The 14,151-nt window shown below is 50.3% G+C and carries 14 protein-coding genes; 6 read left to right on the plus strand and 8 right to left on the minus strand.

What is annotated here, in order from left to right; translation table 11 throughout:
• Window positions 1–80: 80 nt before the first annotated feature.
• A complete protein-coding gene (gene fghA, locus OGX67_RS24615) occupies window positions 81–917 on the minus strand; it encodes an S-formylglutathione hydrolase (protein WP_257651045.1) in 837 nt (278 codons plus the stop codon).
• Between the two features lie 322 nt (window positions 918–1,239).
• On the opposite strand from fghA, the gene folE reads away from it, so the two are divergent.
• The 6 genes from folE to mglC all read left to right on the plus strand — a co-directional run bounded on the left by folE (window position 1,240) and on the right by mglC (window position 8,159).
• On the plus strand, window positions 1,240–1,908 hold the full coding sequence (gene folE / locus OGX67_RS24620) for a GTP cyclohydrolase I FolE (protein ID WP_003027410.1): 669 nt from the start codon (window positions 1,240–1,242) through the stop codon (window positions 1,906–1,908).
• A 14-nt stretch (window positions 1,909–1,922) separates the two neighbouring features.
• Window positions 1,923–3,080, plus strand: coding sequence for a DUF418 domain-containing protein YeiB (yeiB, locus tag OGX67_RS24625; RefSeq protein WP_061548540.1), 1,158 nt, complete (start codon window positions 1,923–1,925; stop codon window positions 3,078–3,080).
• 144 nt (window positions 3,081–3,224) lie between these two features.
• On the plus strand, window positions 3,225–4,250 hold the full coding sequence (galS, locus tag OGX67_RS24630; RefSeq protein ID WP_003027402.1) for an HTH-type transcriptional regulator GalS: 1,026 nt from the start codon (window positions 3,225–3,227) through the stop codon (window positions 4,248–4,250).
• A 292-nt stretch (window positions 4,251–4,542) separates the two neighbouring features.
• Window positions 4,543–5,541 (plus strand): galactose/glucose ABC transporter substrate-binding protein MglB, encoded by a 999-nt coding sequence (gene mglB / locus OGX67_RS24635; protein ID WP_003027399.1) that lies wholly within the window; start codon window positions 4,543–4,545, stop codon window positions 5,539–5,541.
• Window positions 5,542–5,612: 71 nt separating this feature from the next.
• Window positions 5,613–7,133 (plus strand): galactose/methyl galactoside ABC transporter ATP-binding protein MglA, encoded by a 1,521-nt coding sequence (mglA, locus tag OGX67_RS24640; RefSeq protein WP_003027396.1) that lies wholly within the window; start codon window positions 5,613–5,615, stop codon window positions 7,131–7,133.
• 15 nt (window positions 7,134–7,148) lie between these two features.
• Entirely contained in the window at window positions 7,149–8,159 is a 1,011-nt protein-coding gene (gene mglC / locus OGX67_RS24645) for a galactose/methyl galactoside ABC transporter permease MglC (protein WP_003027393.1), read from the plus strand.
• A 57-nt stretch (window positions 8,160–8,216) separates the two neighbouring features.
• Here mglC and preA read toward each other — a convergent pair whose 3' ends face one another.
• The 7 genes from preA to OGX67_RS24680 form a co-directional block, all read right to left on the minus strand.
• Window positions 8,217–9,452, minus strand: a complete 1,236-nt coding sequence (preA, locus tag OGX67_RS24650; RefSeq protein ID WP_057063021.1) for an NAD-dependent dihydropyrimidine dehydrogenase subunit PreA — start codon at window positions 9,450–9,452, stop codon at window positions 8,217–8,219.
• Window positions 9,446–10,687 (minus strand): NAD(P)-dependent oxidoreductase, encoded by a 1,242-nt coding sequence (locus tag OGX67_RS24655; RefSeq protein ID WP_257651046.1) that lies wholly within the window; start codon window positions 10,685–10,687, stop codon window positions 9,446–9,448. The genes preA and OGX67_RS24655 overlap by 7 nt, the downstream gene beginning before the upstream one ends.
• Before the next feature lie 233 nt (window positions 10,688–10,920).
• Entirely contained in the window at window positions 10,921–11,160 is a 240-nt protein-coding gene (locus OGX67_RS24660) for a DUF2542 family protein (RefSeq protein WP_003027385.1), read from the minus strand.
• A 2-nt stretch (window positions 11,161–11,162) separates the two neighbouring features.
• Window positions 11,163–11,882 (minus strand): outer membrane permeability protein SanA, encoded by a 720-nt coding sequence (gene sanA / locus OGX67_RS24665; RefSeq protein WP_003027383.1) that lies wholly within the window; start codon window positions 11,880–11,882, stop codon window positions 11,163–11,165.
• Window positions 11,883–12,016: 134 nt separating this feature from the next.
• Window positions 12,017–12,901, minus strand: coding sequence for a cytidine deaminase (gene cdd, locus OGX67_RS24670; protein ID WP_257651047.1), 885 nt, complete (start codon window positions 12,899–12,901; stop codon window positions 12,017–12,019).
• 148 nt (window positions 12,902–13,049) lie between these two features.
• Window positions 13,050–13,745: a CidB/LrgB family autolysis modulator gene (locus OGX67_RS24675; RefSeq protein WP_003027380.1), complete on the minus strand. Its 696-nt coding sequence runs from the start codon at window positions 13,743–13,745 to the stop codon at window positions 13,050–13,052.
• Window positions 13,742–14,140: a CidA/LrgA family protein gene (locus OGX67_RS24680; protein ID WP_003027379.1), complete on the minus strand. Its 399-nt coding sequence runs from the start codon at window positions 14,138–14,140 to the stop codon at window positions 13,742–13,744. Before OGX67_RS24680 ends, OGX67_RS24675 begins: the two co-directional genes overlap by 4 nt.
• Between the last annotated feature and the right edge of the window lie 11 nt (window positions 14,141–14,151).

The following is a 14,151-nucleotide window of genomic DNA, read 5'->3' on the forward strand; positions in this document are numbered from 1 at the left end:
AGATAGTGAAGGAAGAAAAAAGGAGAAAAAGTGAAGGAATGATGGAGAAATGAAGAGGGCTTACGCCCTCAACTCAGAAATTACTTCAGCAAATACTGGGCGTGGAAGCGCAGGTGATCCTCAATAAACGACGCAATAAAGTAATAGCTGTGGTCGTAACCTGGCTGGATGCGTAGCGTCATTGGCCATGCGGTCTGACGGGCTATTTCGGCCAGCACTGCTGGCTGCAACTGATCGGCAAGAAACTGATCGCTGTCTCCTTGATCAATTAGCGTCGGAATCGCGTCTGTGGGCTTACTGGCCAGCATTAACGCGCAGCTATCCCACTCAGTCCATTGTGTTTTATCTTCACCCAGATAAGCGCTAAAAGCCTTCTCGCCCCACGGAACGCGACAAGGGTTTACGATCGGCGCAAAGGCTGAAACGCTGGTGTATTTCCCGGGATTTTTCAGCGCCATAATCAATGCGCCGTGACCCCCCATAGAGTGCCCGCTGATGGCGCAGCGATCGCTGACGTTAAACTGCGAATGAATCAGTGCCGGAAGCTCATCACGCAGATAGTCATACATACGAAAATGCGTTGCCCATGGCTGCTGAGTGGCATTGAGGTAAAATCCCGCGCCATGGCCTAAATCGTAACCATCATCGTTGGCAACCTGCTCGCCGCGCGGGCTGGTGTCTGGCATCACCAGGACAATGCCGAGCTCAGCCGCGATGCGCTGTGCGCCGGCTTTGGTGGTGAAGTTTTCATCATTGCAGGTCAGGCCCGACAGCCAGTACAGCACCGGAGGCGGGGCGTTATCGCGGGGTGGCGGAAGAAAAATACTGAAGGTCATGGTGCAATTTAACGTGGTGGAGTCGTGACGCCAGCGTTGCTGCCAGCCTTCAAAACAGCGGTGCTCTTCAAGCATTTCCATGCGTGGCTCCTTGTTGTGTTGAACCTGTATGTGTTTGCGAACTCACCATAATACAGATTATTCATTGCGCTGTGAGTAACTTTCACTTCCGCATTGAGCAAACATACTTCATCATCTATATAACTTTACATTAACACTCGACGTCACCGGGCTGAACAGAAAGTGAAGTTGCTACAGCTGAAAGGCTGTGCCAATTTCAATAATTATCGCGGTGAATACTGGATTATGTGCGCCACCTCACGCACAATGTTCTGGCTGTGATACAGCCTAAAAACTTTGCCCCATGCAGGGCAGAGGCGCCCCACCTGCAGGAGAAGAAGAAATGTCATCACTCAGTAAAGAAGCGGCACTGGTTCATGAAGCGCTGGTTGCGCGTGGTCTCGAAACCCCGCTGCGCCCGCCCGTGCAAGAGATGGATAACGAAACACGCAAACGTCTTATCTCTGGCCATATGACCGAGATTATGCAATTGCTCAATCTCGATTTGAGCGATGACAGTCTGATGGAAACTCCGCATCGCATTGCGAAAATGTATGTCGATGAGATTTTCTCCGGCCTCGATTACGCCAACTTCCCGAAAATCACCGTCATTGAAAATAAAATGAAGGTGGACGAGATGGTCACGGTCCGCGATATTACGCTGACCAGCACCTGCGAACACCACTTTGTCACTATCGATGGCAAAGCGACGGTGGCGTATATTCCGAAAGATTCGGTTATTGGTCTGTCGAAGATTAACCGCATTGTGCAGTTCTTCGCCCAGCGCCCACAGGTACAGGAACGCCTGACCCAGCAAATTCTCACCGCGCTGCAAACGCTGCTCGGGACGAATAATGTGGCGGTGTCGATTGATGCGGTGCATTACTGTGTGAAAGCGCGCGGCATTCGTGATGCGACCAGTGCGACCACCACCACTTCTCTTGGTGGATTGTTTAAGTCCAGCCAGAACACGCGTCAGGAATTCCTGCGCGCAGTACGTCATCACAACTGATTAGGGCAGGAACCATGGAGCGTAATGTCACGCTGGATTTTATTCGTGGCGTCGCCATTCTTGGTATCCTGCTTCTCAATATTAGCGCCTTTGGCTTGCCAAAGGCGGCATATCTCAATCCTGCGTGGTATGGCGACATCACCTTATCCGATGCCTGGACCTGGGCGCTGCTCGATCTCTTTGCGCAGGTAAAATTCCTCACGCTGTTTGCGCTGCTGTTCGGTGCCGGTTTGCAAATGCTGCTCCCACGCGGTAAACGCTGGATCCAGTCACGGCTTACGCTGCTGGTGTTATTGGGTTTTATTCACGGTTTACTCTTCTGGGATGGCGATATCCTGCTGGCATATGGCTTGATCGGCCTGATTTGCTGGCGGCTGATCCGGGATGCGCCGTCGGTAAAAAGCTTATTTAACACTGGTGTGCTGCTGTATCTGGTGGGCGTTGGCGTACTGCTGCTGTTGGGTGTGATCTCCGGGAGCGAAACCAGCCGCGCCTGGACGCCGGATGCTTCAGCGTTGCTGTATGAAAAATACTGGAAAGTGAACGGCGGAATGGAAGCAATCAGCAATCGCGTGGATATGATGTCCAATAGCTTGCTGGCGTTGGGTGCTCAGTACGGCTGGCAACTGGCGGGGATGATGCTGCTCGGCGCGGCATTAATGCGCAGCGGTTGGCTAAAAGGGCAGTACAGTTTGCAGCACTATCGACGTACCGGCGTGCTGCTGGTCATCGTTGGGATGGCGATAAACCTGCCTGCTATCATCGCTCAGTGGAATCTGGACTGGGCCTACCGCTGGTGTGCTTTCCTGTTACAAGCCCCGCGAGAGCTGGGAGCGCCGATGCAGACCATTGGTTACGCCGCGCTGATGTACGGTTTCTGGCCGCAGCTTAGCCGTTTAAAATGGGTCATTGCCGTCGCCTGTGTGGGACGCATGGCATTAACCAACTATCTTTTACAAACCTTAATCTGTACCACGCTGTTCTATCAATTCGGCTTATTTATGAAATTCGACCGACTGGAGCTGCTGTATTTCGTCATCCCGGTCTGGGTCATTAACTTACTTTTCTCCGTGATATGGCTACGTTATTACCGCCAGGGCCCGGTGGAATGGCTGTGGCGTCAATTAACCCTGCGTGCTGCAGGGACATCATTACCGCGAACATCCAGATAACGATCTGGATCACATTCATTAACAAAATGGATGTAAGCGCTTTCATTCCTGTGACATCACTCACGCAGTCCGTTTCATTGTGCTGACAAAATACCCAGCCTGGGGTGTCTGCGGGCAGCCGCAATCTAAAACAGGGCAGTGAATATGGTAACCATTCGTGATGTGGCACGGCAGTCTGGCGTTTCTGTAGCGACCGTTTCCCGCGTACTGAACAACAGTGCGCTGGTGAGTCCCGATACGCGTGAAGCGGTAATGAAAGCAGTCACTCAGCTTGGCTATCGACCTAATGCCAACGCACAAGCGCTGGCGACGCAGGTAAGCGATACGATTGGTGTTGTCGTCATGGATGTATCAGATGCGTTTTTTGGCGCGCTGGTAAAAGCCGTGGATATGGTTGCCCAGCAGCATCAGAAGTATGTCCTGATTGGCAACAGCTACCATGAGGCGGAAAAAGAACGTCATGCCATTGAGGTGTTGATTCGCCAACGCTGTAACGCATTGATTGTACACTCTAAAGCACTGAGCGATCGGGAACTGGCCGAGTTTATGGATCAAATCCCCGGCATGGTGCTGATCAATCGCCTGGTACCGGGTTACGCCCACCGTTGCGTCTGCCTGGATAACATCAGCGGCGCTAAAATGGCGACCCGTATGTTGCTGAATAATGGTCATCAACGCATCGGTTATCTGGCATCAAGCCATCGCATTGAAGATGACACCATGCGCAAAGAAGGGTGGTTAACTGCTCTGAAAGAGCAGGGGATTGTTGCGGCAGAAAGTTGGGTCGGCACCGGTTCGCCCGATATGCAGGGCGGAGAGTCTGCGATGGTGGAACTGCTGGGGCGCAATTTACAACTGACGGCAGTCTTCGCTTATAACGACAATATGGCCGCTGGCGCGCTGACCGCGCTAAAAGATAACGGTATCGCTATTCCATTACACCTTTCAATCATTGGCTTCGATGATATTCCCATCGCGCGTTACACCGATCCGCAGCTAACCACCGTGCGCTATCCCATTGCCTCTATGGCAAAAATGGCGACGGAGCTTGCACTACAGGGCGCGGCTGGCACGCTGGATCCGCAGGCGACGCATTGCTTTATGCCGACGCTGGTACGTCGCCATTCAGTGGCGCTGCGGCAGAATGCGGCACCGATCACTAACTTATAACGCAGCGCGATGTAACCGCTTTCAATATGTGAGTAAATTCACAGTATATTAACAATGCGATAGCTATGATGACACTGTTTGTTGCGCTGTAACTACTATGTAACGGTGAATAATCACTTTCATCGAGGTATAGCTGCCTTAAACGATAATTAAAGCCTGTTTTGGGAGCGTTGCCAGACACGGAAGAAATATTTTTAAAAGTGAGCTTCGGCGTTCAGTAACACTTCAGTAACGTTCTGCCTGCCGAGCATTTATCTCAAGTACTACCCTGCATAATAAAACCGGAGATACCATGAATAAGAAGGTGTTGACCCTGTCTGCTGTAATGGCAAGCATGTTATTCGGCGCGGCTGCGCACGCTGCTGATACCCGTATTGGTGTGACTATCTATAAGTATGACGATAACTTTATGTCAGTGGTACGTAAGGCTATTGAAAAAGATGCCAAAGCGGCGCCAGATGTACAACTGCTGATGAACGACTCGCAGAACGATCAGTCCAAACAAAACGATCAGATCGACGTGCTGCTGGCAAAAGGCGTTAAAGCACTGGCGATTAACCTGGTTGACCCGGCAGCTGCAGGCACGGTCATTGAAAAAGCACGCGGACAGAACGTACCGATCGTGTTCTTCAACAAAGAACCTTCTCGCAAGGCGCTGGACAGCTATGACAAAGCGTATTACGTCGGTACTGACTCTAAAGAGTCCGGTATTATTCAGGGTGATTTGATTGCCAAACACTGGGCAGCTAACCCGAACTGGGACCTGAACAAAGACGGCAAAATTCAGTTTGTTCTGCTGAAAGGCGAACCGGGACACCCGGATGCTGAAGCACGTACTACTTACGTGATTAAAGAGCTGAACGACAAAGGCATTAAAACTGAGCAGCTGCAGTTAGATACTGCAATGTGGGATACCGCTCAGGCGAAAGATAAGATGGATGCGTGGATGTCCGGTCCGAACGCGAACAAAATTGAAGTCGTTATCGCCAACAACGATGCGATGGCAATGGGCGCAGTTGAAGCGCTGAAGGCACACAATAAAACCAGCGTACCGGTATTTGGCGTGGATGCCCTGCCTGAAGCACTGGCGCTGGTGAAATCTGGCGCTATGGCCGGTACCGTGCTGAACGATGCTAATAACCAGGCGAAAGCCACCTTTGATCTGGCGAAAAACCTGGCTGATGGCAAAGGTGCGGCAGATGGCACTAACTGGAAAATTGAGAACAAGATTGTTCGCGTTCCGTACGTAGGTGTCGATAAAGATAATCTGGCCGAGTTCACCAATAAGTAAATACTCCGTCTGTGGGCGCAATTTCATTGCGCCCTTAATAACGCACTCTGCAAGGCCAACAAGGTATAATTATGGTCAGCACACATACTCAGTCGTCAGGCGAATACTTGTTGGAAATGACCGGCATCAACAAGTCCTTCCCCGGCGTTAAGGCGCTTGATAATGTCAATTTAAAAGTCCGCCCGCATTCTATTCACGCCTTAATGGGGGAGAATGGCGCGGGGAAATCAACATTATTGAAATGTCTTTTCGGCATCTATCAAAAAGATTCCGGCAGTATTTTATTTCAGGGTAAAGAAATCGACTTTCATTCTGCTAAGGAAGCGCTTGAGAATGGTATTTCGATGGTACACCAGGAATTAAACCTGGTATTACAACGCTCTGTGATGGACAACATGTGGCTGGGACGCTATCCCACCAAAGGCATGTTTGTCGATCAGGAAAAAATGTACCGCGATACCAAAGCGATATTTGATGAACTGGATATTGATATCGATCCGCGTGCGCGCGTCGGCACATTATCCGTTTCACAAATGCAGATGATTGAAATTGCGAAGGCGTTCTCCTATGACGCCAAAATCGTCATCATGGATGAACCAACTTCATCGTTAACCGAGAAAGAAGTTAATCATCTGTTCACCATCATCCGTAAGCTGAAAGAGCGTGGATGCGGTATTGTTTATATTTCTCACAAAATGGAAGAAATCTTCCAGCTGTGTGATGAAATTACCGTTCTACGCGACGGCCAGTGGATTGCGACCCAGCCGCTGGAAGGGCTGGATATGGATAAGATCATCGCCATGATGGTAGGGCGTTCACTGAACCAACGTTTTCCGGATAAAGAAAACAAACCTGGTGAAGTCATTCTGCAAGTGCGTAACCTGACCTCGCTGCGTCAGCCGTCGATTCGTGATATCTCGTTTGATTTACACAAAGGGGAAATTCTCGGGATTGCCGGTCTGGTCGGCGCAAAACGCACGGATATTGTTGAAACGCTTTTTGGTATTCGTGAGAAATCATCGGGTACGATTACGCTACATGGCAAAAAGATTAATAACCACAGTGCAAATGAAGCCATCAACCATGGTTTTGCGCTGGTCACGGAAGAGCGCCGCTCAACCGGTATTTATGCGTATCTGGACATTGGTTTTAACTCGTTAATTTCTAATATCCAAAATTACAAAAACAAAGTCGGTCTGTTGGATAATTCCCGCATGAAGAGTGATACCCAGTGGGTAATTGACTCCATGAGGGTGAAAACGCCAGGCCATCGTACGCAAATCGGTTCACTGTCCGGTGGTAATCAGCAAAAGGTGGTTATCGGCCGCTGGTTATTAACGCAGCCAGAAATACTGATGCTGGATGAACCGACGCGTGGTATCGATGTTGGCGCGAAATTTGAAATTTACCAGTTAATTGCCGAACTCGCGAAAAAGGATAAGGGGATTATTATTATTTCCTCTGAAATGCCGGAGCTGCTGGGTATTACCGATCGTATTCTGGTGATGAGCAATGGTCTCGTTGCCGGAATTGTTGACACTAAAACAACAACGCAAAACGAAATCCTCCGTCTTGCGTCTTTGCACCTTTAAGATTAGGGGCTCCTCATGAGTGCGTTAAATAAGAAAAGTTTTCTTACTTACCTGAAAGAAGGCGGAATTTACGTTGTTCTTTTGGTTTTGCTGGCGATTATTATTTTCCAGGATCCCACTTTCTTAAGCTTACTAAACCTGAGTAATATTCTCACACAATCCTCGGTGCGTATTATTATCGCATTGGGTGTGGCTGGACTGATTGTTACCCAAGGGACCGACCTGTCGGCGGGGCGTCAGGTTGGCTTGGCGGCAGTGGTGGCAGCGACTTTGTTGCAGTCGATGGAGAATGCCAACAAGGTGTTCCCGGAAATGGCGACGATGCCGATCATTGTAGTGGTGCTGATTGTCTGCGTGATTGGTGCCATTATCGGTCTGGTGAACGGTATTATCATTGCTTACCTGAACGTGACGCCGTTTATTACCACCCTGGGTACGATGATTATCGTTTACGGGATCAACTCCCTGTACTACGACTTCGTCGGTGCATCGCCAATCTCTGGCTTTGACAGCGGATTTTCAACCTTTGCACAGGGCTTTATTGCACTGGGCAGTTTCCGACTCTCCTACATCACCTTCTACGCGCTGATTGCCGTGGCCTTTGTGTGGGTGCTGTGGAACAAGACCCGCTTCGGTAAAAACATTTTCGCCATCGGCGGAAACCCAGAAGCTGCGAAAGTGTCTGGGGTAAACGTTGCGCTGAACCTGTTGATTATCTATGCGTTGTCTGGCGTGTTCTATGCCTTCGGTGGTTTGCTGGAAGCCGGGCGTATCGGCTCGGCGACCAACAACCTCGGCTTTATGTATGAGCTGGATGCGATTGCGGCGTGCGTGGTTGGTGGCGTGTCGTTCAGCGGCGGGGTAGGTACCGTGTTTGGCGTGGTGACCGGTGTGATTATCTTCACCGTCATCAACTACGGTCTGACCTACATCGGCGTAAACCCTTACTGGCAGTATATTATCAAGGGCGGCATTATCATCTTCGCGGTCGCGTTGGACTCACTGAAGTACGCGCGTAAGAAGTAATCGTACAACGTAAAAAGCCCGGTGCAGCGCAACCTGCACCGGGCTTTTTTATCTGCGTTACAACGTTAACGCATGTTCTTTCTCTCCGGGTTTAAATTTCACCTCGCCCAGATCAATACAGGCTACCGGGCAAACGTGACCGCATAATAAACATCCCACACATTTTTCCGTATTGCAGTGCGGTGTACGGGTTTCCTCATTCCATTCCATCGCCTGATGCCCGCCGTCATAGCAGGAGATGTAGCAGCGACCACAGCCGACGCATTTATCAAGATGGATGTTCGGATAGACAATGTAGCTACGGTCAAGCTCCTCGGCGGGGATGATATTGGCATTGGCCAGACCCACCATCTCCTCCAGTGAGTCAAACCCTTGATCGGCGAGGTAATGTGACAGCCCGCTGATCATGTCCTCCACAATCCGATATCCATACTGCATGATCCCGGTGGTCACCTGCAGCGTGGCCGCGCCTAACAGTAAAAACTCGGCGGCATCTTCCCAGGTCTCAATTCCTCCAATGCCGCTAATCGGAAAATCCCGCAGTTCAGGGTGCATGCGTAGTTGTTGGATAAATCTCAAAGCAATAGGTTTAACGGCCTTGCCGGAGTAGCCGGAAATACTGGATTTACCGTTGACGACCGGCATCCCGATTTTCCTGTTCAGGTCGATATTAGTGATGGATTTAACCGTATTGATGGTCGCGATACCGTCGGCTCCTCCGCGTTTTGCCGCCAGCGCCACCTCACACATATCACCAATATTTGGTGTCATTTTAGCCAGCATTGGCAGGGGCGAACCGCGTTTAACCGCCCGACAGTATTTTTCAACCAGCTCAGGGCTTTGTCCTACATCGCTGCCCATAGCATGCGAGGTCATTTGCGGGCAAGAGAAGTTACACTCGATCATATCTGCACCCGCTTCTTCAACCAGGCGGGCCAGTTCCTGCCATTGCTGCTCATTTTCCCCCATGATCGACGCAATCAGGACCTTATCCGGGTAGTCTTGTTTCAGTCGCCGAATAGCAGCCAGATTCTCCTCCAGCGGATGCTCGGCAATTTGCTCCATGTTTTTGAAGCCAATAAAGCCGGTATCTTCTTTGCTGAGATGGTCAAAACGTGGGGAAACTTCATTCGCAATAAAGAAACCGATCGTTTTAAAAACAATGCCGCCCCAACCGCTATCATAGGCTTTGGCGCACATTTCATAACAGTTGCCCACCGGGGAGGAAGAGAGGCAGAACGGGTTGGGAAATTTGACGCCGCAAAAGGTAATAGAAAGATCTTTCGTTAACATGAGCAAGCTCCCTCTAAATAGTGATGAATGGCCTGAGCGGCTTCTTTTCCGGTTTTCACGGCGTAAACGACCGTTTTATCGCCTTCAACAATATCGCCCGCAGCAAACAGAGCCGGATCGGCGGTTTGGTAGTTTTGCGTATTGATAAGATTGCGCTGTGGCTTTAACGTGGCGAAATTATCAAGCTGAGCGTGTTGACCGACGGCAAGAATAATGTGCTCGGCTTCTAGCGTGAGTTCGCCTGGCAGGCGTACGTGCTTAAAGGTAACTTGATTTCCGCTTACCGCCACGGGCGTGAAACCGTCAATAATCGACACGCCTAATGCCTGGGTGCTGCTGAATTCTTTATCGCTGGCCGGAAAATCAGCCAGTTCTTCACGCGCGACACAAGTGACTGACGGGCAGCCCAGCAGTTTCAACGTACTGGCGACATCCATCGCCACATCGCCACCGCCGATGATCAATACACTTTTGGCGACGGTAATATCTCCGATTGATTGCCGGGCTCTTTGCAGAAAATCGACGGCAATTTCAACGTGATTCGCTTTCTCAAAAAGAGGCAATGTTGAGCCGTAAGACATACCTGGGGTAACCAGTACGGCGCGATATTCTGCTTTGAGTTGCTCAACGGAAAGGGCATTGCCGACTTCACAATTGCACTTGATGGTCACGCCCATTTCAACGATACGGGCAATTTCATGATCCAAAACCGAATGCGGCAAACGAAACTCTGGGATGCCATAGCGCAACCAGCCGCCTGGCTGAGCCTGTTTTTCGAAGATGGTTACGTCATAACCAAGATTGCTCAGCGTTACGCTGGCCTGTAATCCTGCCGGACCTGCACCGATAATGGCGACCTTGCCCAGCGTTTTTGTTGCTGGCTGATATATTTTCATCGCGGTCTGCTGTTCAAAATCGGTTATAAAGCGCTGCAGACGCGCAATATCAATAGGTTTATCAATTCCTGAACGCGTACACCCGCGCTGGCATAATTTTTCGGTTGGGCAAACTCGAGCGCACACCGCACCGAGCGCATTATTTTCGCGGATAGTTTCGGCTGCGCCTTTAAAATTACGGAAATAAATGGAGCGAATAAATTTCCCCGGGTCGGTTTGCGCCGGGCAATCCTGACTACAGGGGGCATCGTGACATAATAAACAGCGGGAAGCCTCTTTTATTGCTAATAATGGGGTAAAAGCAGGCGTGAGCTCATCCAGATAATTTTGTTGTGGCATATTTTCTTCCTTAATGCTTGAGTAAATTAAGGCAAACCGTTAATAACAAAATATAAAAAGTGAAAGGCTATTCTTAAGGCTAAGCACTGCAGGAAGAGTATTCTGTGAAAGGATTCACAAATAGAAGATAGTTTGAGGGAAATGCTGACGGGCAGCATTAATCCCTTATCTTGAAATGGTAACTATTATCAAAATATTAGCTATTCTCAAACGCTAATATAAAGGCAAATGCGTTATCGATAAAAAACTAAGTAAATAACCATACCGAAGGATAAGCACCCGCATCCAGCATAAACCAGTACGTAAGACCAAAATTGCAGCGGCTCTTGATTGCGATAAGCGAAAACCGGTTCGCGCGCATTCTTTTTAATTTTATCTACGGCTCCCGAGCGCCAGCCTTTCCAGGCTTCACGAAAACAAAACACGGGAATGAGCAGAAAGGCCAACACGACGAAAAGGGTTTGTACATCCATGCTTATTTTCCTTGTTTCTTTTGTAATTCGAGCAGTTGTTCAGGCGTGACTGCCGGATATCCCTGTGCATCGTCCGGTACCTGATGCATGGTAGGGATAGGGACCAGTGGGCCTAAAAAGCGGGGTTCACGTTTAAAAATGTAGAGATCGGCAAGTGCACCAAAACGGGCGCCAAATTCACGTACCCGCACGGTGAGCATATCTTTTGGTGAAGGTACGGCGTAGCACTGGGCCTGGATACCCATATGGAGCGCAATAAACAAGGCACGCTCACAGTGGAATCGCTGGGTAATAATGATGAAATCGTTGGTATCGAACACCTTACGGGTACGCACGATGGAGTCGAGCGTTCGGAACCCGGCGTAATCAAGCACGATGTCAGCGGGATCGACGCCTGCGGCAATCAGATCTTTACGCATCGTCATGGGTTCGTTGTAGCTTTGCTGCGCGTTGTCGCCGCTTAACAGCAGATAGTTTACCTTCCCGCTGTTATAGGCGTTCAATGCGCCCTGAATGCGGTAGCGGTAATACTGATTGATGACGCCGGTGCGGTAATACTTCGCCGTGCCCAGAACCACACCTACCTGGCGGTAGGGTAAATCCTGCAGTTCGTCGTAAATGTAGGGAGCAGTCTTCCAGCTCATCCACCGATCGAGTCCAAGCACAGTCAAAAGCAGCAAGCCCAGCAGGACTAACAGGCTGTAAAACACGCGCTTTAACATGCAGAAAACTCGTTATTTGGATGGAATTTCAATCAGGCTACTGTACCGGAAGACGTAGCGCAAGAAACAGTAATCTGATTGAGGGGATTTTAGTCACTGTTGCCCGATGACGTTACGCCATCGGGCAACACGACTTAGTTGAGTAGCACGCGCTCAATATTGTCGCAGCCCAGTGCTTTCAGCGTGGCAGATGTCGCATCCCACTGAATTAACGGCGCATCGGCTTTTTCAGCCAGCACGGCGCGTTGGATATCTGAATAATCATAACCGTTCAGATTCAACAGGTTCAACGCGCCTTGCAGTGGTGGCAGGGTTGGGTTAAAAGCGGCATTTTCAGCATAGCTGCCGCTAAAAATACGACCATCTTTACACTCCAGCGCCACGCCGCTTGGGGATTTGCTGTACGGCATATGACATCTGTTGGCAGCGGTGATTGCTGCCTGGGTCAACGCATCGCCCTGCAGTGCGAAGCCGTGATCCTGATCGTCCATCAGCAGCGTTTTAATCTCCAGATCCTTCGGGCCGAAGGCATCTGGCAGATAATCGCGTAGTACGTGTGGCGCACGTCCCGGCAGATGAATACGTAAATCCAGTCCGCTGTTTAGTTCGTTCATAAACTGGCGACAGTGGCCGCACGGCGTGTAGTTGACGGTGATGGCAGCGAGCCCTTTTTCACCGCGCAGCCAGGCGTGGCTGATAGCGCTTTGCTCGGCATGAACAGTTTGCTGCATGGTCGCGCCCAGGAACTCCATGTTCCCACCGAAGTACCAGTTGCCGCTGATGCCGCGAGAAATAGCCCCAACGTTGAAATTGGACAGTGGAGTACGTGCGCAGGCCGCAGCCAGCGGCAGCAGAGCGAATGCCAGCGCGTCTTCGTCCAGTCCCGATTCGCGTTTCAGCAAAGAGACCTGCTCAGCAGTCAGCATGGCGGGGAAATGCGCATCCGCCAGAACAGGGGCCAGGGCTGATTGCAAGTTATCCGCGAGTTGGGCAAAAGCAGTTTGAAAACGTGGATGCATGGCGATGCCTCATAACAATGTAATGGAATCGTAGTTTACGGACCTGTTATGGCTTTATATGTGATCTAAATCCCATTGCGCATGCAACTTATGAAACTTAAATGAAAAATGTGCAACGCATCGCAAATAAATAGCTAAAAAATGAAGGTTAACCCACCACCGCCAGAATAATCGGGAACAGGAATGGGGCAACCAACGAGGTGATAATGCCGCAAATAACCAGCGCCAGAGAACTAAACGCGCCTTCCTGGTAGTCCAGTTCTGCACAGCGTGCGGTACCCAGGGCGTGCGACGCGGTGCCCATTGCCAGCCCCCGAGCGGCCTTGGTGCGAATGCGCATCGCATTAAGCAACGTATGACCAAATACTGCCCCGAGGATACCGACAAAAATAACGCATACGGCGCTGATAGCCGGAATGCCGCCAATACTGCCTCCCACGGCCATAGCGATAGGCGTGGTGACCGATTTTGGCATGATAGACGCGGCAATTTGCGGTGATGCGCCCATCAACAAAGCGATTGTTGTACCTGTTACCATTGCCACAACGCTCCCGGCAAAACAGATAGCAATGATTGATTTCCAGCGGGCGCGAATTTGGTGCAGCTGTTCGTATAACGGATAGGCCAGCGCGACCACGGCAGGTTGCAGTAAATCGTTCAGTACTTCGCTGCCTTTGAAATAGTGATCGTAGGGAATGCCGGTAAGCAGCAGAATGGGAATAATCACCACCATGGCAACCAGCAGCGGGTTCAATAGCGGCATTTTAAATCGTGCAGCCAGCTTACGTGCGCCAAAAAATACCGCCAGCGTAAGAGGTAACGACCACCAGATATACGACATCATTCTTTAGACCCTTTTTGCCCAACGATTTTGCGTTCACCGTGCACAATGTGCGAGCTCCAGCTCACCACCAGGAAAACGACCAGCGTACTGATGGTACAGGACACCACTACCGGACCAAATTGTGCGCGGAGCAGGTCAAAGTACTGCATGATCCCCACGCCAATCGGGACAAACAGCAGGGCCATATAACGAATCAGCACGTAGCAGCCAGGGTTAACCCATTTTGCCGGTAACACCTGCAAAGCCAGTAAGACAAACAGAATCAGCATGCCGATAATGCTGCCCGGAATGGTGATAGGAAGTAGCGACGCAAGAAAAATACCTGCGTAGAGGCAGGCATAAATCAGGACGAATGCGCGCAAATATTGCCAGATAACGTTCAGTGCTTTGCTCATAGTTGAAACCC

The organism is Citrobacter sp. Cf118, assembly GCF_030334095.1.
Lineage (GTDB): Bacteria > Pseudomonadota > Gammaproteobacteria > Enterobacterales > Enterobacteriaceae > Citrobacter > Citrobacter freundii.

Bases quoted from the DNA above. Each gene is read 5' to 3' on its own strand.
- fghA (WP_257651045.1), bottom strand. From the start codon at position 917: ATGGAAATGCTTGAAGAGCACCGCTGTTTTGAAGGCTGGCAGCAACGC.
- folE (WP_003027410.1), top strand. From the start codon at position 1,240: ATGTCATCACTCAGTAAAGAAGCGGCACTGGTTCATGAAGCGCTGGTT.
- yeiB (WP_061548540.1), top strand. From the start codon at position 1,923: ATGGAGCGTAATGTCACGCTGGATTTTATTCGTGGCGTCGCCATTCTT.
- galS (WP_003027402.1), top strand. From the start codon at position 3,225: ATGGTAACCATTCGTGATGTGGCACGGCAGTCTGGCGTTTCTGTAGCG.
- mglB (WP_003027399.1), top strand. From the start codon at position 4,543: ATGAATAAGAAGGTGTTGACCCTGTCTGCTGTAATGGCAAGCATGTTA.
- mglA (WP_003027396.1), top strand. From the start codon at position 5,613: ATGGTCAGCACACATACTCAGTCGTCAGGCGAATACTTGTTGGAAATG.
- mglC (WP_003027393.1), top strand. From the start codon at position 7,149: ATGAGTGCGTTAAATAAGAAAAGTTTTCTTACTTACCTGAAAGAAGGC.
- preA (WP_057063021.1), bottom strand. From the start codon at position 9,452: ATGTTAACGAAAGATCTTTCTATTACCTTTTGCGGCGTCAAATTTCCC.
- OGX67_RS24655 (WP_257651046.1), bottom strand. From the start codon at position 10,687: ATGCCACAACAAAATTATCTGGATGAGCTCACGCCTGCTTTTACCCCA.
- OGX67_RS24660 (WP_003027385.1), bottom strand. From the start codon at position 11,160: ATGGATGTACAAACCCTTTTCGTCGTGTTGGCCTTTCTGCTCATTCCC.
- sanA (WP_003027383.1), bottom strand. From the start codon at position 11,882: ATGTTAAAGCGCGTGTTTTACAGCCTGTTAGTCCTGCTGGGCTTGCTG.
- cdd (WP_257651047.1), bottom strand. From the start codon at position 12,901: ATGCATCCACGTTTTCAAACTGCTTTTGCCCAACTCGCGGATAACTTG.
- OGX67_RS24675 (WP_003027380.1), bottom strand. From the start codon at position 13,745: ATGATGTCGTATATCTGGTGGTCGTTACCTCTTACGCTGGCGGTATTT.
- OGX67_RS24680 (WP_003027379.1), bottom strand. From the start codon at position 14,140: ATGAGCAAAGCACTGAACGTTATCTGGCAATATTTGCGCGCATTCGTC.